General features: G+C 60.5%; 10 protein-coding genes. 7 read left to right on the top strand and 3 right to left on the bottom strand.

Annotation, left to right across the window (positions count from 1 at the left end):
• Positions 1–6: 6 nt before the first annotated feature.
• A complete protein-coding gene (locus tag HNQ65_RS16400; protein ID WP_184340862.1) occupies positions 7–2,019 on the bottom strand; it encodes an alpha/beta hydrolase domain-containing protein in 2,013 nt (670 codons plus the stop codon).
• A gap of 158 nt (positions 2,020–2,177) precedes the next feature.
• On the opposite strand from HNQ65_RS16400, the gene HNQ65_RS16395 reads away from it, so the two are divergent.
• The 5 genes from HNQ65_RS16395 to HNQ65_RS16375 all read left to right on the top strand — a co-directional run bounded on the left by HNQ65_RS16395 (position 2,178) and on the right by HNQ65_RS16375 (position 9,078).
• Complete coding sequence (locus tag HNQ65_RS16395) at positions 2,178–3,629, top strand: hypothetical protein (protein WP_221306193.1); 1,452 nt, start codon at positions 2,178–2,180, stop codon at positions 3,627–3,629.
• Positions 3,630–3,734: 105 nt separating this feature from the next.
• Positions 3,735–4,526, top strand: a complete 792-nt coding sequence (locus HNQ65_RS16390) for a Kelch repeat-containing protein (RefSeq protein ID WP_184340857.1) — start codon at positions 3,735–3,737, stop codon at positions 4,524–4,526.
• Between the two features lie 16 nt (positions 4,527–4,542).
• The gene (locus HNQ65_RS16385; protein ID WP_221306192.1) at positions 4,543–5,952 is read left to right on the top strand and encodes a hypothetical protein; all 1,410 of its coding nucleotides are present in this window, start codon (positions 4,543–4,545) and stop codon (positions 5,950–5,952) included.
• Between the two features lie 81 nt (positions 5,953–6,033).
• Positions 6,034–7,470 (top strand): DUF1501 domain-containing protein, encoded by a 1,437-nt coding sequence (locus tag HNQ65_RS16380; protein ID WP_221306191.1) that lies wholly within the window; start codon positions 6,034–6,036, stop codon positions 7,468–7,470.
• A 48-nt stretch (positions 7,471–7,518) separates the two neighbouring features.
• A complete protein-coding gene (locus tag HNQ65_RS16375) occupies positions 7,519–9,078 on the top strand; it encodes a N,N-dimethylformamidase beta subunit family domain-containing protein (protein ID WP_184340853.1) in 1,560 nt (519 codons plus the stop codon).
• Positions 9,079–9,286: 208 nt separating this feature from the next.
• Here the strand turns inward: HNQ65_RS16375 and HNQ65_RS16370 are convergent, their stop codons facing one another.
• Positions 9,287–10,477, bottom strand: coding sequence for a hybrid sensor histidine kinase/response regulator (locus HNQ65_RS16370; protein ID WP_184340851.1), 1,191 nt, complete (start codon positions 10,475–10,477; stop codon positions 9,287–9,289).
• Positions 10,478–10,604: 127 nt separating this feature from the next.
• On the opposite strand from HNQ65_RS16370, the gene HNQ65_RS16365 reads away from it, so the two are divergent.
• On the top strand, positions 10,605–11,084 hold the full coding sequence (locus HNQ65_RS16365) for a response regulator (protein ID WP_184340850.1): 480 nt from the start codon (positions 10,605–10,607) through the stop codon (positions 11,082–11,084).
• Positions 11,085–11,090: 6 nt separating this feature from the next.
• Positions 11,091–15,242, top strand: a complete 4,152-nt coding sequence (locus HNQ65_RS16360; RefSeq protein ID WP_184340848.1) for a PAS domain-containing protein — start codon at positions 11,091–11,093, stop codon at positions 15,240–15,242.
• Positions 15,243–15,261: 19 nt separating this feature from the next.
• Here HNQ65_RS16360 and HNQ65_RS16355 read toward each other — a convergent pair whose 3' ends face one another.
• Complete coding sequence (locus tag HNQ65_RS16355; RefSeq protein WP_184340846.1) at positions 15,262–19,260, bottom strand: PAS domain S-box protein; 3,999 nt, start codon at positions 19,258–19,260, stop codon at positions 15,262–15,264.
• Between the last annotated feature and the right edge of the window lie 97 nt (positions 19,261–19,357).

Raw genomic sequence — 19,357 nt, 5'->3', positions numbered from 1 at the left:
AGACGGCTACTGCGCTGAAGCCCGCTCGATGATCCTCGCCACGTCCTCCTCCAGCAAAAAGCCCTCTTCCTGGAGCTTCTCCGCCGCTTTCTTGAGACGGGCAAGGTAGGCTTCTCGTGTCGGGTAGCGTTCTTCCAGTGAGAGACGCGGGTCGCCGGTCTTTTCGCGTTCGGCTTTGGTTTTGGCGAAAGGGAGGAACATGCCGTCAAGCGACGAGAGCATCGTTTCAGCACCTGCCTGCGGCGAGCGGAGGTTCCAGCCAGTGTAGGTGCCACGAGGCACGGCGACTTCTGGGAGGACGATGCCACTTGTTTCATTGCCATCGGCATTCACGGCGGGCAGCAGCGTGCGAAACGGCTTTCCGACTTTGGGCGGGATGATGTCGGCGATGCCTTCGCTGTGAAAACGCGGTCCGAAATCAAGCCTCGGTGGCTGGTAGGCCTGCGTGGGCAGTTGGCAGCCCGGGATCTTGGGGAACTGCGCCTTCCATGCATCAAAGCTCACCAGCGTGTGATCTTCCATGCGCGGATATCGGCTTGGCGGCGGTGTTTTGCCATGCTTCACCCAATCGACGAGGTGCAGCAGCATGGCCCGCAGGACGGGGCCACGATCATCGAGCGTGTTGCGCGGCTGCTGGCAGATGCCGGTGGTGCCGTCGCTCTTGCCGAGATGCTGCGCCCCGGCCACGAGGTACACGCGCACATCGTCGGGCAGCGTGAGATCGCTTTTCCCTTCCACATCGGTGTGCAGCAGCGAGGCGGCGCGGCTCCAGTACTCGGTGGAGCTTTGTGTGAAAAGCAGACGCGGTGTGTGGCCGGACTTTCGGGAACGGGCCAGCGAGTCTCCTGATGCGCCCGTGATGGGATCCGTCTGCGGCAGCGGGGCCAGCGGGAAGAATTCGCTGCCGGAAAGATGCCCTTCGTGCTGCGTGCCGAACTCCGTGCTCATGCGGAAACGATGGTTGAACATGCCCTTACCGGAGCCCGCGACATGGATCAATGCGCCGTCGAAGACCGCGCGGCCCTGCTCGTCGGTGTTCAGCCCCTCATGCAGGAAGTGATGAATGACGCGGCCCGACTGGGAGATGCCGAACACGCAGGCTTTTTGCACCGCGCCTGCCAGCGGATTTTCCTTCGCCGCGCCGTGACGGAAAAACGCCGCGCAGTCTCGCAGGGCCGTGAGACCGAGCCCGGTCACGCGAGGCTCTTTCGCCGTGTACACGAGATCGTACAGCCAGCCGGGGCGCAGACCGGCTTTCACATAAACATGCGTGGCATCCGGGATGAATTTCCCATCCTCCATGCGTCCAAACGCCCACTCGCTGTGAGGAATCTCGATGCCTTCAGCATCGCGCTGCGGGCGCATCGTGAGCGTCGCGTCCGCATTGTCGAGGCTCACGGAAGGAAAAGCCGCGCCGATGCCCCAGGGACTCCATGAAAAGGCCCTGCTGAAAACTTTTTCCGTGGTGCTGATCTCCAGATGCGCCCGCCCAGTGATCGTCCGACCGCACTCGGTGGCCACCGGCAGTCCGCAGAGCAGACGCCGTGTGTCATCGGCCTGCACCTCGCCGTTCCAGCCGCACCACAGCACGGAAAAGCCGTGCTTCATGAGGAAGCCATGGCCCGCATGCGACTCGGACTTCGGATCGTTCGTGCGCTCGCCATCGTTGAAGGTCCAAAGGGCGAGCATGTTGCCGCGATTGTTCACGTCATACAGAAGCACGCCGTTGCCCTTCGTTGCGTCGATCGGTTTCAGCAGAAAGAAGTCCGCCCAGCTCTCCACACGGCCACTGGCGTTGCGCGGTGCCCGCTGAAGGTCGCTGATGCGCTCATTGGCCACATTGCGTGGGTCCGTTTCAAAATACATCCGCCCTTCAAGACGCTCGTAGGCGCCTACGGCTCCAAAGACCTTGCCCGCAGCAAACGGCGAGTGTCCGGTGATCTCGATGCGGCTGACTTCCGCATGAGCCAGGCCGATGAAGAAAACGGCGATGATGATTCGGGAGACAATGAGGCTCATCAGTAGGGTAGTGGAGGGCGTGTCTTGTCAGACGAGGCATGACTCTACGCACTCTGTTGGTGACGCTTATCGTGTCTATTGGAACCAAAGCCGATTGTGGTATCGGCCTCAGAGCAAAAACCATGACAAGAATCTTGTGGGTGAGGGGTATTACCCCAATGCGTCTTTTCCTGTTCTCTCTTTGCATCGCAAGCCTTGCCGCTTCTACCTCCGCATCAGATCTTCATGTGGGCGCGACCACGGTGGACATCACGCCAGATCGTCCCGTGGCACTCGACGGACAAATGCACGTGCGCATCTCTGAAAAACCCGAGACGCATATCTTTGCCACCGCACTGGGCCTGGAATCGCGCGAGGGAGACCGGGTGCTGGATCAGGCCATCATGGTTTCCTGTGACATCGTGGCCATCCGCGAAGGGCTCATCGAGCTGGTGCGCGAGAAGGCCAGGGACAGGCTGCCCGGATTTGATCTCAACAAGCTCGTCCTCAATGCCACGCACACTCACACCGCGCCGGTGACGATGAAGGGGGATCGCTACAGCCTGCTGGGCAAAAAAGTGATGCTGCCGATGGAATACACCGACTTCCTGGTGGAGCGTATCGTGGCAGCTGCGGCGCAAAGCTGGGAACAGCGCAAGCCCGCCAAAGCAGGCTGGGGCCAGGGACAGGCGGTGATCGCTCAGAACCGCCGTGCGACCTACGCGGACGGAACCGCGAAAATGTACGGCCCCACCAACGTGCCGGAGTTTCGCGGCATCGAAGGATATGAGGATCACAATCTCGAAGTGCTGTTCTTCTGGGATCTGAACAACACGCTCATCGCCACGGCGGTGAATGTCCCATGCCCTTCCCAGGAAGTCGAGGGGCTCAAAGTGATCCACGCCGACTTCTGGGATCCGGTACGCCGCCAGCTACGCGAGCGTCATGGCAAGGATCTCCACATCCTGGCCTGGACCGGAGCCGGAGGAGACCAGGTGCCGCGCCCGATGTATGGCAAGGCGGCGGATGAGCGCATGCGCCGTCTTCGCGGCCTCACACGGCTGGAAGAAGTCGCACGCCGTGTCGTGCGTGGCTGGGAGGAGGCCTATGAAGGAGCGAAGCTGGAGCCGGTGACCGGTGCGGTGCTGCAGCACCAGACGAAGAAGATCGACCTGCCCTGGCGAAAGGTGACGGAGAAGGAGCTGGCCGATGCGCAGAAAGCCGTCGAGCAATACAAGGACGACCCTAAGGAGCAATGGAAGTACCTTTGGAATCAAGGTGTGGTGGACCGCTACGAAACTGAGAAATCCGGGAAGGCCGGAGTCTTCCAGATGGAGCTGCATGCCCTTCGCCTCGGAGATGTGGCCATCGCCACCAATGAGTTTGAACTCTTCACCGACTACGGCGTGCAGATGAAGGCCCGTAGTCCTGCAGTGCAGACCTTTCTCATTCAGCTGACCGGCTCGGGCGGCTACCTGCCGACACCCCGCGCCGTGGCCGGAGGCAGCTACAGCGCCATCATTCAAAGCAGCCGGGTCGGCCCCGAAGGCGGCCAGGCGCTGGTGGATGAAACCGTGAAGGCCTTCAACGACCTCTGGCCCGCACCCGATGCAAAAGAGACCAGCAAATGAGAGAACGACTCCACGAAGCAGAAACCGAGCAGCACGCACGCGCCATTTCCAATTCACTCGTCCTCTTCACGTAACCGGTGCGTGCACCATCCCATATCCAATCCCATGAGGCTTATCCTTTTTGTTTCCCTTCTTCTCAGCCTGCACGGCCTTCGTGCCGCTGATGACTTTCATGCCACCGCCTGCGAAGGCAGCTACCCGCGCCATCTCCAGGGCATCTGCACCGATGGCAAGGGCTGCATTTACTGGTGCTGGACCGATGCGCTGGTGAAGACCGACGCCAGCGGCCGTGTGCTCAAGAAAGTGCCTGTGGCCAATCATCACGGAGATCTCTGCTACCACGACGGCCGCGTCTATGTAGCGACGAACCTTGGAAAGTTCAACCAGCCTGCCGGTGCGGCGGATTCGTGGGTCTATGTCTATGATGCCGACACTCTCGCGGAGCTTGCGAAACACCCCCTGCCCGAACTGGTTCACGGCGCGGGCGGCATGGAGCATCACGACGGAAAGTTCATCGTCATCGGCGGGCTGCCGCCCGGCGTGAACGAAAACTACCTCTACGAATACGACGAGGGTTTCCACTTTCAAAAACGCCACGTGCTCGCCAGCGGCTACACGCTCATGGGCATCCAGACGGTGGCCTATGCCAATGGCTCGTGGTGGTTTGGCTGCTATGGCAAGCCCGCAGTGCTGCTGCGGGCAGATGAAAAATTCCAGTTCACCGGCAAATGGGATTTCAACGCCTCCGTCGGCATCGCACCGATCAGCGGCGGTCGTTTCCTCATCGCCCAAAACACGGCCATCAAAGGCGACGATGGCAAAACCAAGGCCAACGAGGCGCGCGTCGTCATTGCCCGCGTCGACGAAAAGGCCGGGCTGGTCATCGACAAGCCCTGAACGCATTGACTCAACCATGAAAAACACGCTCCTCATCTGCCTTGCCCTTCTCCCCATCGTCACCACGGCACAGGACAAAATCTTCAAAGCCGGTGCCGCCACCAGCAACATCACTCCGCCAATCGGCATGACGATCGTGGGCAACTTTGCTCCGCAGCCCATCTCAAAGCAGGTGCACGACGAGCTGCATGTGCGCTGTCTCGCGCTTGATGACGGCAAGACAAAGCTGGTCTTTGCCGTGGCGGACAATCTTCATCTGGCACGTGATGTCTGGGACGAAGCCAGGAAGAAGCTGGAGGCTGACACGGGGATCCCGGCATCTCACATGATGTTCTCCGCCACCCACACGCACTCCAGCGTGTCCGCCATCAACAACAAAGAGGCAGGGTTCGACTACCGCAGCCTCGTCATCTCCCGCGTGGTGGATGGCGTGAAGCGCGCGCTGAACAACCTCGAACCTGCCCGCATCGCCTGGGGCACGGGCAAGCTGCCGCAGTGGGTCGGCAACCGCCGCTGGATTCTGAAAGAAGGTGTCACCAATCCCAATCCTTTTGGCGGACAAGACCGCGCTGTGATGAATCCGAGTAGTATGCTCATTCCGCGTCTGGAAGGACCCGCTGGCCCGACGAACCCCGAGGTCTATTGCCTCTCCCTGCAGGCCACTGATGGCCGCCAGATCGCACTGATGGCAAATTACTGGCTGCACTATGTCGGCGGCGTGCCACGCGAGGACTTGTCGGCAGATTATTTCGGCGAGTTCTGCCGCCGCATCGAGCAGTCTCTCGGAGCGCCGTGCGTTGGCCTCCTTCCCAACGGTCCCTGCGGTGATGTAAACAGCAACGACTACAGCGGCAAAACCCCCGCGGTGAATTACAAGCCGTATGAAAAGATCAAAGTCGTCGCAGGCGACCTCGCGCAGGAGGTGCTGCGTGTGCACAAAAACCTCAAGCATCAGGACTGGGTGCCCCTGCAAGCAGCCGCCAGCGATCTGGAGCTCGCCGTTCGCCGTCCGACTCCAGAGATGGTGAAGTGGGCAGAAGCTGTACTCGCCAAGCCAAAAGATGCCACGCCTGTGCACCGCCTCGAACAGCCCTACGCCGAACGTGTGATGGAAGTGAAGAGAGCCAAGCCCGACACGATCCAGGCTTACATTCAAGCCTTTCGCATCGGCGATCTCGGCATCACGTCCATTCCCTTTGAGGTCTTCACCGAAACAGGGCTTGAGATCAAAGCCAAGAGCCCCTTCAAAGACACCTTCACCATCGAGCTTGCTTCAGGCAGCAACGGCTATCTCCCCACACCGCGTCAGCACGACCTCGGCGGCTACGAAACATGGCTCGGCACCAATCGCGTCGAGCGCGAGGCGTCTGTCAAGATCACCGCCAAAGCTCTGGAGCTGCTGCAGAGCGTGCACGCCGCGCCATGAGGCCTGTTTTACGACCACCGTGCCAGGTTTGTTAATCTGCGAACGGAATCCTGCATGGTTGTTGCGTAGGTAGATCTAGCCATGAGTTCGGAGCCTCCCACACCACCACGCATTCGTTGCACGGGTCCGCTGACCTCGCGCAGGAGCTTCATGCAGATCGGACTTAGCGGCATGGCCTCCATGAGCTGGCCAGGATTGATGCGGCTGCGTGCGCAGAATGCGCTCAAACCAAAATCGGAACGCACGGCGGTCATCTTTGTCTTCCTGCCCGGCGGGCAGTCGCATATTGACACCTACGATCCCAAGCCGGATGCGAGCAGCGAGTATCGCGGGCCGTTCAAAACGATCGCAACAAAGGTTCCCGGGCTGCGCTTCACAGAGCTGATGCCTTTGCAGGCGAAGATCGCGGACAAGTTCACCGTGCTGCGCTCCATGTATCAGACGGCGGGCGGGCATCCCGCTGGCACGATGCAGATGCTCTCTGGCGACACCGACACCCGGGACAAACCGCAGCCACGCCTGCCTGATTGGATGTCAGTAGCACACTATTTGCGCTCGAAGGAAGGACAGCGCACGAATGCGCTGCCAAATTACACGAGCGTCAATCCCATCAATGGCTCCTACTGCGGCCCGGCTTATCTCGGCGATGCGTTCAGCGCTTTCTCCGTCACCGAGGACCCGAACCGTCCGCAGTTTCAGGTGCCCAACATCGGTCTTGCCGATGACGCAGAGACGCGACGCCTCAGCGACCGCATTGCGTTGCGCAAGAGCCTCGACCGCCTGGAGCGCGCGTTTGACCGTCAGCACGAGCTGCAGGCTCTGGACGAGTTTGAAGCGCAGGCCGCCTCGCTGCTCACCGCACCGGAGGCACGCGATGCCTTTGACCTCGGTAATGAGGATGCCAAGACGCGCGACCGCTACGGTCGCAACCGCTGGGGCCAGCAGCTCCTGCTGGCGCGGCGTCTGGTGGAGGCCGGCGTCGAGATCATCACCAGCAGCCTGCACGGGCCGTTGTGCGGACGCACCCAGGTGTGGGACGATCACGCGGTGGATCATCACATCTTTGAGGCACTGCGCTTTCGTATGGGCTACTACGATCAGGCCGTGGCCGCGCTGATCGAGGATATTCATGCACGCGGGCTCGACAAACGCGTGCTGGTAGTCGTCACCGGCGAGTTTGGCCGCACACCGCGCATCACCTTTGACCGCAGCACCGGCGCAGGAGATGCCAGCGGCCCCGCTGGCACGCTGCAGCCAGGCCGCGACCACTGGCCGCGTGCCTTCTCCAATCTCTGGGCAGGCGGCGGCATCCAGACTGGCGGCGTGATCGGCGCCACTGACAAGCGCGGCGAAGATGTCATCGAGCGCCCGTGCAGTGCGCACGATTTCCTCGCCACGATCTACCATCACCTCGGGATCGACTCCGCCAGGACCACGATCAACGACTTCAACGGCCGCCCGGTGCCAATCGTGACGAATGGCCGGCTCATTCCCGAGCTGAGCTATCGCCGTGCATGAGCCCATGCCTGACCTTAAACAACGACCTCCAGCACAACTTCCCCTCTCATGAGCACTGACAAGGACCCCGACTTCACCTCTTCCCGCCGCGCCTTTTTGAAGACCTCTGCCACCACCGCACTCGGCGGCGGCCTGCTGGCAGGGGCACCTGAGCCGGCGCATGCAGCCGCTCAGTCTGCGCGGAGCAATGTCATCGCCCAGGAGAACGCCAGGGAGGGCACCCTCGACTGGCAGCTCTCCCGTGTGCGGCTGGACAAGTCGGACGGCTTTCGCTCGCCGTTCATCGAGGGCTACTGCTCGCGGCAGAGTGTAAAGGCGGGCGAGACGATCGACATCATGGTCTCGACAGCGCCTGAGTCGAAGTTCACACTCGAAATCTTCCGCACCGGTTACTACGGCGGCAAAGGAGCGCGGCTGATGAAAGTGCTCGGGCCTTTCGATGGCAAGGCTCAGCCGATGCCAAAGCCGGGCGAAAAGGACCTCCACGAATGCCGCTGGGAACCCACCACGACACTCGCCATTCCCGAAGACTGGGTCAGCGGCGTCTATCTTGGCAGGCTCACCACGCTGCCGGAGCAGTCTGACAAGCCCTATTGGCAAACCTACGTCATCTTCATCGTGCGCGACGAGCGGCCTGCGAACATTCTGTTTCAATGCTCGGACAACACCTGGCAGGCCTACAATCGCTGGCCCACTCATTATTCAGTCTACACGCATCCAAAGGGGAACCAAGGCCCGTGGGCCGATGTGAGTTTCGACCGCCCTTACGGGCGGCAGTCGCAATACACCGGCATTGTCAATGACCCGCTCTCGGTCGGCTCCGGCGAGTTCACCTCCTTTGAGCAGCCGCTCTCCTACTGGCTGGAACAGCACGGCTACGATGTCAGCTATTGCTCCAACAGCGAAATGCTTACGCCAGATCGCGGCCTGAAGTGCCGGACATTCATCAGCGTCGGCCACGATGAGTATTGGGACATCCGCCAGTTCCACAGTGTCGAGAAGATGCGCGATGAGGGTGTGAATCTGATGTTCCTCTCTGGCAACGCGGTATGCTGGGTGACGCCCATGCGCGCGGGCTTCGACGGGCGTGAAAACCGCATCATGTTCCGCGGCGGCCCCTACGGCGGCGGGCAGGACTATGTGAAAGACCGTCAAGAAAAGAACGGCCCCTTCCCGGAGCATGGCCCCGACGAAGGTCTGCTGATAGGCGCACGCAACGGACGGCCCATCAATGGCGGTGGCGACTGGATCGTGACAAATCCCGGCCACTGGATTTTCGAAGGCACGGGGATGAAAAAAGGCGATCGCATTCCCGGCCTCGTCGGTTGGGAGTATCACAATCTCGCTGCGACTGAGATCCCCGGCTTGGAAATCATTGCTGAAGGGCCTGTGTGGGTCGGCGGAGAAACGCCTTCGCACTACACCGCCACCGTTTACCCAGGACCAAAAGGCAACTTCATTTTCAATGCCGCAACCATCTTCTGGTGCCAGGGACTCAGCCATCCGCCCGGCCACACGTTGCCTTGGTCACACTGGTCTCGCCCGTTTGGCCCCGATGAGCGCGTGCAGCAGATCACCCGGAACTTTTTGAATAAGGTCCTGGCATAGCAATCCACGACGTGCGCTGCTGGCGGGGGACCATCTTGGTCCCCCATTGATCCGCAGAGCCCGGTTTTTGGCCAGCCGTTGCAGGCCCGTTTCCAAGGCCTGACTTTCTTCCCGCTGATGCAGGGATTAGGATCTGGTCGGGAAACAAGTGCAGGTTCGAGTCTTGTCTCCGGCATCACAGTCGGCTCATGCAGCAGTCCCTCCGCGCTCAGCTTGCCGGGCGCACGAACTCCGAAATGATCCGGTCCAGTTCGCGAATGCCAAACGGCTTGTTCAGATAGGCGCTGGCGCCGGCGGCCAGGCACTTTTCCTTGTCAGCCGCAGTCGCATGGCCGGAAAGGCTCACGATGGCAATGTCGCGCGTCTTGGGATCTTCGGACGCACGGATCTGCCGGATGGCGCTCAGCCCGTCCACGACAGGCATCCGCACATCCATCAGGATGAGATCCGGCTGCAATAAACAGGCCTGCTTCACCGCCTCGCTTCCGTCCTGGGCAGTCACCACCTCAAATCCCAGGCTCTCAAAATAATTGCGCGTCACAGCGACCAAGGCCGGCTGGTCATCAGCAATCAGAATCAAAGATTGACGACAGCCCGCCGAACTCTGAGCAGGTGCAGGCAGAGGTGCCGCAGACTCTGCGTGGGCGGACACAGCCGCTGCTTGTGGCGCCACCGCCTCCACCTCTTCCACAATGCTCCCTCCAGACCTGCTCACGGGCACGCGGATGCACATTCCAAAATCCTGGTCCGTCATCTCATTCAGTACAAAAGTTCCGCCATGTACCTGCACCAGTTTCTGCAGCAGCGCCAGCCCGATGGGGCGGATTTTTCCCAGACGTCCCAGGACCTGTTCTGGGCCGTCATGCCCCGCTGCTTGTCCGGCTCCGCACTGCGTCTGCAGCACCAGCCCGCCCTGCTCATGCGTGATGGCCAGCTTCAGTAGCCCGCCCGTTTTCATGGACAGCAGCGCCGCAACCAGCAGTTCGGCGATGATCTGCTCCAGCCTCCGTGCATCCGCAACCACCCCAAGATCCTTGGGCCGCACATCTGCCACCACCTGGATGGATCGCGACTGCGCCAGTGCTTCCACCTCGGCCTTGCCATTCTCAAAGCACTCGCGCACCAGGCATGGCATGGGTGTCAGCGGCGTCACTCCCGCCTCGATCCTGCCCACATCCACTAGATCCGTCACCAGTCGCAGCATTCTCTGCGTGCTGTCCCTGATCGCCGCCACGGCATTCTCCTGCGTGTTTTGCAGCGGTCCGTACACCCCCGCCAGCAGGGTCTCAACCTGTGCAATCATGTTCGCAAGCGGGTTGCGCAGTTCATGCCCCATGCTCCCAAGAAAGTCGATCCGCTCTTCGACGGTACCTTCCAAAAACGAAAAACTCGGCCGCATGGCGTCATGCTGATGAAATTTAGCTCGGTCTAAATGATTATTCATTATCGTCCTTCAACACTACACGTGCCAGATTTGCTGTATGTTACTGCGGATTTTAGACACACTCAGAAACTAACGAGCATTCATGCAGCAGGCAAATTGGCATTCCAATCGTTCAGGAAATTCCAGGATCATCCTGCTGGTGGAGGATCATGACATGTATCGTGATGTGGTCAGGGCCGCCTTGGGCGCTTATCTGCCTGAATATGATCTGCTTGAGGCAGATTGCGTGGCCGCCGCTCTGCCGCTTTTAAAGACGCGCCGGATCAATGTGGTCGTGGCGGACATGACCCTTCCAGACGGCTCGGCTATCGACCTGCTGGAGCAAAGCGCTTCTCTCCTCTCTCCAGAAGTCAAAGTCATCGTTCTGAGCAGCCACTCAGCGGCCGACATGCTGCCGGTGCTGAGCCGGCATGATGTCCATGGATTCATCTCCAAGGAGCAGGGGCTCAAGGCTCTGGCAGATGAGATTACCTCCATCTGCGGCCCGGAGGATGCTGCGTCTCCCGTGCCTTCTGGGGGTACGACTGGAACTGGCACAGGCCGGTTAATGACTGCCCACTGATGAGCCATGATCACTCCCACCATGCCCAGAGCCGCAGCCAAAAATGACCTGGACGTCACGCTTCAGGACGACTGGTTCCGCAGCGTCTTTGACTGCCTGAACGACGCCGTGTTCATCCACGACCCCGCCACCGGAATGATCCTGGAGGTCAACCAGCGCGCCTGTGAGATGTATGGCTGCAGCGCCCAGGAAATACGGCGCATGTCCATAGCGGATCTCAGCGTCAACATTCCCCCCTATACCCTGGAGGAGGCCCTGCAGTGGATGAAGAAGGCGGAAAGCGGCCCGCAGCTTTTCGAATGGCAGGCCCGTTCGGTCTCCGGGCGCATTTTTTGGGTGGAGGTGAGCATGCGAAAGGTCGAGATCCTGCGCCATGTGCGCCTCGTCGTCACCGTGCGTGACATCTCCCGGCGCAAACAGACCGAAAGCGAACTCCGTCGTAGCGAAGAGCGCTTCCGCACCGTTCTCGGAAACTCCAAAGACCCCGTTTACTGCCTCAGCCTGCCCACGCTCACCTACGACTACATCAGCCCGGCGGTGGAGCAGGTGCTCGGCTTCAGCATTGAGGAGTGCATTGCAGGCGGAATCCGCTTCATGTTCTCCCGGATTCACCCAGAGGACTTCCAGCAAAAACGCGACAGGCTTGAAAAACTCATGTCCCGCGACCTCGACGGGGATTTCGAGTCCGTGCTGGAATACCGCTTCCAGCATAAAAATAATGGCTACCGATGGATCAGCGACCACCGCTCCATAGTCAGGGACAGCGAAGGCAGGCCGGTGGCGATCATCGGAAATCTGCGTGACTTCACCGCACGCCGTGAACAGGAGGAGGCCCTCCAGCAGCAGGCGCACGCCACACTCCTTTACCATCTGGAAAACACCTCGCTGGCCCTGGTGGAATATGACACCAGCGGGCGCATCTGCCGGTGGTCTCCTCAGGCGGAAAAAATCTTTGGCTGGAAAGAAGCCTCCGTCATGGGCCGCAGCCATCAAGACTGGCATTTCACCCACCCTGACGATGTCCCGCGTGTGGAGGCCACGCTCAACCGCCTCCTCAACCGCTTCGAATCCCGCAACACCTGCATCAACCGCAATTTCACCAACGACGGCCGCGTGATCGTCTGCGAGTGGCACCACTCCGCCCTTCTCAATGAAGAGGGGGAGCTGCAGTCCATCCTCTCCTTGGCCTCGGACATCACCGTGGAAAAAAAAGTGGAGGAAGCCCTCCGCGCCATGGCGGAAGGCGTGGACGCACGCAGTGGCGAGACTTTCTTCCAGTCCCTCTGCCTTCAGGTGGCGCGTGCCGTTGAGGCCAGATACGCCGCCGTCGCCATGCTCCTGCCGGAACGCGACCGCATGGTGCGTACTCTCGGCTTCTGCGCAGATGGCAAGATCCTGCCAAACAAGACCTGCTCCCTGGTAGGCACTCCCTGTTACAATGTAGCCAGCGGCGACGTCTGCTACTATGACCGCGATGTGCGCAAACACTTCCCGGACGACCAGCTCCTCCAGGAGCTGGACGCCAACAGCTACATGGGCATGCCCCTCCATGCCACGGACGGCCGTGTCATCGGTGTCATCTCGGTGTTTAGCGACAAAGCCCTCGACCACAGGGAGAGGCTTCAGGCCATGTTTCAGCTCTTTGCAGTACGCGCCGCCGCAGAGATGGAGCGCCATCAGGCGGAGATGGCCCTCCGGCAGAGCGAGGAGCGCTACGCACTGGCAGCCACCGGTTCCACAGGCGGTGTGTGGGACTGGGACATCCGCACTGGCGGCGTCTATTATTCTGCGCGCTTTCGCGAGCTGCTCGGCTACACCCATGAGGAGTTCCCCAGCTTGTTTTTTGCCTGGGAGCAGCGCATGCATCCCAATGACCTGCCGCTCGTGCGTGCCGCGCTCGAAAGCCACCTGGAATACCGCAAGGAATACTGCATCGAATTCCGTGTACAGGTAAAGTCGGGCGGCTACCGCTGGTTTGAGGCGCGCGGCCAGGCACTCTGGGACAAAAATGGCGAGCCCTACCGCATGGCGGGCTCTGCGCTCGACATCCACGAACGCAAGCTCGACGAGCAGCGCCTTCTGCGCCTGAACCGGCTGCACGCCATGTCCAGCAGCATCAACGAGGCCATCGTCCGCATCCGCGAGCCCCAGCTGCTTTATGAAGCCGCCGTCAACATCGCCGTGGAAAAAGGCAGCATGAAAATGGCCTGGATCGGCTTCTACGATGAAGCATCCCAGGTGCTGAAGCCCGCCGCATGCGCCGGCAGCTATCAGAGCTACCTCGATGGCCTGACCCTCATCACCCGCGGAGATCACCCCTCGGGCCGCGGCCCGGCAGGGCGTGTCTTCCGCAGCGGCACGCATGAAATCTCCAACGACATCGAGCACGACGAGACCTTCTATTTCCGCGAGCGGGCACTGGAGCGCGGCTTCCGTTCCTGTGCCGCCTTCCCCCTGAAACCCGGCGGCACTCCTCTGGGCGTGCTGCTTATCTATGCCGACGAGCGCGACTGCTTCCAAGAAGAGGAAATCCGCGTCCTCAGCGCTCTCGCCAACGACCTCTCCTTTGCCATGGAGACCGTTGAACGCGAGAAAGAACGCCAGCAGGCCATCGAGGCCCTTCGTGAAAACGAGCGCATGATCTCGACGCTCATGGGAAACCTGCCCGGCGCCGCCTACCGCTCTCTCATCGACGAAAAATGGACTCTCGAGTTCATCAGCGAGGGCTGCCTGGAGCTCACAGGTTACGAAGCCGACATGTTCGCCAGCAATGGCGACGTCTTCTTCGGCGACCTCATTCACCCTGAGGACCGTGATCAGGTGCGGCAGATCGTGAACGAAGCCGTCGCAGCAGGCAAACGGTTTGAAGTCAGCTACCGCATCCGCACCGCCGAGGGCGCGGTGAAGTGGATCTGGGAGCGCGGCCAGGGCATCCCTTCCGAAGATGGCGTCATCCGCCACCTCGAAGGCTTCATGACTGATGTCACTGAAAAACGCCGCATGGAGTCACAGTCACTGCGCAACCAGCGTCTGGAGAGCATCGGCACCCTGGCAGGCGGCGTGGCGCATGACCTGAACAACGTGCTCACCCCCATCCTCATGTCCCTGAGCATCCTGCGCATGAAGCTGCAGCAGCCGCGGGACATTGATCTGCTCAACGCCATGGAAAACAGCGCCAACCGCGGCGCGGAAATGGTGAAGCAGATCCTCAGCTTCGCTCGTGGAGTCGAAGGCCGCAGCATGCGCCTGCGCCTGCAGGATGTGCTCCAGGAGATCGAGCAGCTCATCCACGAAACCTTCCCCAAGTTCATCAAGTGCCGCATCTCCTGTGCTGAGGACACCTGGAATGTGGAAGGAGACCCCACCCAGCTGCATCAGGTGCTGCTCAATCTCAGCGTCAACGCCCGGGACGCCATGCCCTCCGGCGGGGAGCTGGACATCACCGCCAGCAACATGGTCGTGGACGAGCAGTTTGCCAGCATGCACCCGGACGCCACCACTGGACCTCATGTAGTCCTCGAAGTTCGGGATACCGGCACCGGCATCCCGCTCGAAGTTCGGGACCGCATTTTCGACCCTTTCTTCACCACCAAGGAAATGGGCAAGGGCACCGGTCTCGGTCTGGCCACCACCCTCGGCATCGTCAAATCGCACCACGGCTTCATCGATCTCACCAGCCGCATGGGCAAAGGCACGGTGTTCCGTGTTTACCTTCCCGCCAAGACCGACACCGAGATCAAAGAGGCTCAGGTCGTCGAAATTCCACGCCGCATGGGCCAGGGCGAACTCATCCTCATCGTGGATGATGAAAGCGCCATCCTCACGGCCACCAAGCACACGCTGGAAACTTTCGGCTACCGGGTCATCGCTGCCAGCGATGGCACAGACGCCATCGCCACCTTCCTCAAAAGCGCGGAAAAGCCAGCTGCCCTCATCACGGACATGATGATGCCCAACATGGACGGCCCCACCCTCATTCAGGCGCTGCTCAAGATCCATCCCTCGCTGCCGATCATCGGCGCCAGCGGTCTGAGCCACCAGATGCAGGCCCAGGTCAACAGTCTCGGAGTAAAGCATTTCCTGCGCAAACCCTACAACGCCGACGCCCTGCTTGAGGCACTCAGCGACGTGCTGCAAAACGCCCCCAAAACGGCCTGATTCCATGCAGCCTCAGCGCTCATTCACCATGCAGAGCATGATAAAGCGCACGCAGAATCGTTTCGGCCGTGTACGGCTTGGGCAGAAACTGCCTCACTCCCGCTCCTGCAGACCTGGCGACGCCGTTGTTGGAATTGATGCCGCTGGCCGCGATGATGCAGACGTCAGGGTTCATTTTCATCAACACTTGAATGGTGGTTGAGCCGTCCATGACCGGCATGCGCATGTCCGTCAGCACCAGCGCAATCTCATTCTGCTGCTTGGCATAGACAGAAACCGCCTCCGCACCGTCGGCAGCCAGCAGCACTCGATAGCCATAGGCTTCCAGTGTCTGTCGTGTGATCTCCCTCACAGCTGCCTCGTCATCCACCAGCAGCACCAGTTCATTGTTTCCACGCGGCAGCACTGGCTCGTCCACCACTGGCCTCGCCATCATCTCCGAAGGTTGCGTCGGCAGGTACACCCGGAAGCAGGACCCCTGACCAGGCTCGCTATACACACGGAAGAACCCGCCATGGCTTTTCATGATGGCCAGGGAGGTGGAAAGCCCCAGCCCGGTGCCCTTGCCCATCTCCTTGGTGGTGAAGAAGGGGTCAAAAATCTTTGGCATCAACTCTGGCGCGATGCCCAGCCCGTCGTCCTCCACACTGATCATGATGTGCGGCCCCTCACGTGCCTCGATGTTCATGGCTGCATACTGCGCATCGATCAGGATGTGCTCCGCGCTGATCGTCAGCTTGCCTCCGCCCGGCATCGCGTCACGAGCATTCACGCAAAGATTCAGCAGCACTTGATGGAGCTGGGTGGGGTCTCCGGTCACGACTCCGCTCTCATGCAGTTCGTCCTTCACCCGCAGATGGATGTTTTTGGGGAAGGTGTCCCCAACGATCCGCGCCAGATCCTGCAGCAACCGGCTCACTTGCAGCTGCGTCTTCTGCCCCTCCATCCCCCGCGCAAACGAGAGCACCTGGTTCAGCATGTCCGCCCCGCGCCGTGCACTGGCGGCGATGGTGTCCAGTGTCTCCCTGAACGACGCATCCTTGATTCGTAGATTCAGCAGATCCACAGACATCAGGATCGGTGTCAGCACATTGTTCAGGTCATGGGCTATCCCGCCCGCCAGCGTGCCGATGCTCTCCATCCGCTGCGCCCGCAGGAACTGGTCCTCAAGGCGCTTCTGCTCAGTGATGTTTGTGTTGATGGCCAGGATGCACTTGGGCTTGCCCTCAATGTCTCGTACCAGCGTCCAGCGCCCTTCCACCGTGATTACCACACCCGATTTGGACACCTGCTGCACCTCTCCTGCCCACTCACCATGACTCAACACCTTGCTGTTTCTTTCCTCAAACTGCGCAGGGTCAAGATACAGAAGCTCCGAGACCTTGCGCCCGCAAGCCTCCTCCGCCGTCCAGCCATAGAGTTTCTCCGCGCTCTTGTTCCAGTAGGTGATCCGGTGGTCAAGACCACGCACCAGGATCGCGTCGTTCGCCTTGTCCAGCAATGAAGCCTGCTGCCGCAGCATCTCCTCCACCTGCCTGCGCTCCCACTGCGCTAGCACAAGGGAAATGAAATGCGCCAGCGAGGTGGCAAAGCTCTTCTCCTCCGGCAGCCACGTCCTCTGCGGCCCCACATGCTCGTGACATAATACCCCCGCCAGCACGCCCCCCACATGCAGCGGCGCATCCAGCATGGACGTAATGCCCAGCGGCGTCAGATAGCTCTCCGTAAACTCGCACGTGCGTGCATCTTTCCGCGCATCATCTGCGGCGATCGTTTCGTTCTGCGCCATCGCGCGGAAATACGCCGGAAAATCCTTGCAGTGCAGCTCCGCGCCGGACGAATGCCGCCGCGCCGCGGATTCAAACAGCACCTGGCACACGATCATGCTCCGGCTCTGGTCATACCGCCAGATGCTCACACGCTCCACCTCCATCGCATGCGCAATCTCTTCCGTGATCAGCCGGAACGCCGCATCCAGATGCACCGCCTGCATTACTCCTCCGCGGATCATCCGTGCCAGCGCGATGTGCTGCCTCTCATACCTCAGGTTGCTCTTCCACAGCCGGTCCGCCGCCTCTTTGCGTGCCGTGATGTCACGCTGCACCGCCACAAAATGCGTCGTCTTCCCGCTCGCATCCGCCATCGGCACCACGTCCATCTCCACCGCAAACGACGAACCGTCCTTCCGGTAGTTCGTCAGCTCCTCCTTGATCGGCAGCCCCTGCGCCAGCGCCGCATGCATCCGCGCCAGGGCAAAGCGGTCGCTTCCAGGCCCTTGCAAAAACCGCGGGCTGCACCCCAGCGCCTCTTCCGGCGTGTATCCCGTCTGCTTCGTAAATGCCTCGTTCACAAACACGATCCTCGGGCCCGGCTCCTGCAGCGGCTCCGCATCCGTGATGATCACGATGTCGTTCAGGTGCGCAACGCTCGTCTCCAGCAGTTGAAGCTGCTCCTGGTCCTGCCTCGACTTGGTGATGTCCTTGCAAAGCACCACCATGTTTTGCACCGCGCCAGTCGCGTCATGGATTGCCGATACACTGTTCTCCACCCACGCCACCTTGCCGTTCTTCCGCAGATAGCGCTTCTCCACTACAAAGTCGGTGATCTCCCCTGCCAGCAGCCGTTTGTTCAGCTCCTGCTTGCGTCTCACATCCTCCGGATGCGTGATCGCCGCAAAGCTACGTCCGATCATCTCATTCTCCGCATATCCCGTGATCTGGCAGTAATGCTTGTTGATGTGCAGGATCCCACCACGCGTGTCAGTGATCGCAAAGCCCACCGTCGCGTTGTCAAACGCACGCCGGAAGCGCAGCTCGCTGCTCTTGAATGCCTCCTCCGCCAGTTTGCGTTCCGTGATGTCATGCGCCGTTCCCACCATCTTCACCGGTCGGCCCGTATGCTCATCCAGAAAAATCTGCGCGTCCTCATGGATGTACCTCACCTCTCCGTTCGGCAGGATGATGCGGTGGTCGATCGAGTACCTCCCCCGAGTACGGATCGCTTCACTCACCGCCAGCCGGATCTGCTCACGATCTTCTGGATGCACCAAACGGAAAAAATTCTCATTCGTGGTTTCGATGCCCCCCACCTCGTAGCCAAAAATCCGGTACACCTCGTCAGACCAGCTAAGCCGGCCGGTAGGGTTGACGTTCTCCTCCTTCAGGTCCAGCTCCCAGCTGCCAAAATGTGAAATCCTCTGCGCCACCGCCATCGTCGCTTCATTCTGGCGCAGCCTTGCTTCCACCCTTTTGGTTTCAGAAATATCGCGCGACACGCTCAGCACCGAGACCACCTGCCCCTTCGCATCTCTCAGCGGCACCGAGTGCGTCTCCACCCAGACCAGCCTGCCTTTCATCCCGGCCACACGGAATACCTCACTCCCCGCTCCCCCGGCCATCACACGTTGGTGCAGTTGCAGGAATTTTTCCTGGTCTTCACGATGCACCAGCTTCGTGATTTCCATGCCCTGCACCTGCTCCAGGCTGTCAGCGCCGATGATCTTCAGTCCGGCGGGGTTCATTTCGAGCAGCCTTCCTTCACGATCCACCACCTTCACACACTCGGGCTCGGAATCCACAATGGCACGCCCCTGCAGATCACGAGCGCGGAGTTCCAGCTCCTCGTTCTTGCGAACAGAAATGTCCACGCAGGTAACCAGCGCCCCCGGGCCGCCGTCCACCGTTAGTGGCAGCACTGTGAGCTCCACCCACAGCAGAGGCTTGGTTCCCGTCGTGCACGACTCGATCCTCACTCCCGCTGAGCACTGCCCCAGCACTTCTCTCAGCGCAGTCACCCACTGGTCCACACCCTCAAACACAGCTTCGCATTTCGTTGCAAAAAACTCAAAGCAGTCCTCGCCTGGCCCCGTCCCCAGAATCTGCGCCCCCTCCGCCAGCCCCAGCTTCAATGCCCCATGCGTCGAATGCACGACACCATCATGCCCTGCCTGGATGACCATGCTGCTGGCGAGAGCCTGCCCCCTCACATTCATGCTGAAATCTGAGCCTTCAGATTTCATGATAAAATGAAATCCCGGCCCACCCTCCCATTTTTTGCGAGTTCACTATCGCCGCTGAGCAGAGAATTTTTGAACATTTTTCATCCCGGAGGAACCT

The sequence above is a fragment of the Prosthecobacter vanneervenii genome (genome assembly GCF_014203095.1).
GTDB lineage: Bacteria > Verrucomicrobiota > Verrucomicrobiia > Verrucomicrobiales > Verrucomicrobiaceae > Prosthecobacter > Prosthecobacter vanneervenii.
The sequence above is the reverse complement of the archived record's forward strand: the minus strand, read 5'-3'. Positions and strand labels throughout refer to the sequence as shown.

Bases quoted from the DNA above. Each gene is read 5' to 3' on its own strand.
- HNQ65_RS16375 (WP_184340853.1), top strand. From the start codon at position 7,519: ATGAGCACTGACAAGGACCCCGACTTCACCTCTTCCCGCCGCGCCTTT.
- HNQ65_RS16380 (WP_221306191.1), top strand. From the start codon at position 6,034: ATGAGTTCGGAGCCTCCCACACCACCACGCATTCGTTGCACGGGTCCG.
- HNQ65_RS16360 (WP_184340848.1), top strand. From the start codon at position 11,091: ATGATCACTCCCACCATGCCCAGAGCCGCAGCCAAAAATGACCTGGAC.
- HNQ65_RS16355 (WP_184340846.1), bottom strand. From the start codon at position 19,260: ATGAAATCTGAAGGCTCAGATTTCAGCATGAATGTGAGGGGGCAGGCT.
- HNQ65_RS16385 (WP_221306192.1), top strand. From the start codon at position 4,543: ATGAAAAACACGCTCCTCATCTGCCTTGCCCTTCTCCCCATCGTCACC.
- HNQ65_RS16400 (WP_184340862.1), bottom strand. From the start codon at position 2,019: ATGAGCCTCATTGTCTCCCGAATCATCATCGCCGTTTTCTTCATCGGC.
- HNQ65_RS16395 (WP_221306193.1), top strand. From the start codon at position 2,178: ATGCGTCTTTTCCTGTTCTCTCTTTGCATCGCAAGCCTTGCCGCTTCT.
- HNQ65_RS16370 (WP_184340851.1), bottom strand. From the start codon at position 10,477: ATGCGGCCGAGTTTTTCGTTTTTGGAAGGTACCGTCGAAGAGCGGATC.
- HNQ65_RS16365 (WP_184340850.1), top strand. From the start codon at position 10,605: ATGCAGCAGGCAAATTGGCATTCCAATCGTTCAGGAAATTCCAGGATC.
- HNQ65_RS16390 (WP_184340857.1), top strand. From the start codon at position 3,735: ATGAGGCTTATCCTTTTTGTTTCCCTTCTTCTCAGCCTGCACGGCCTT.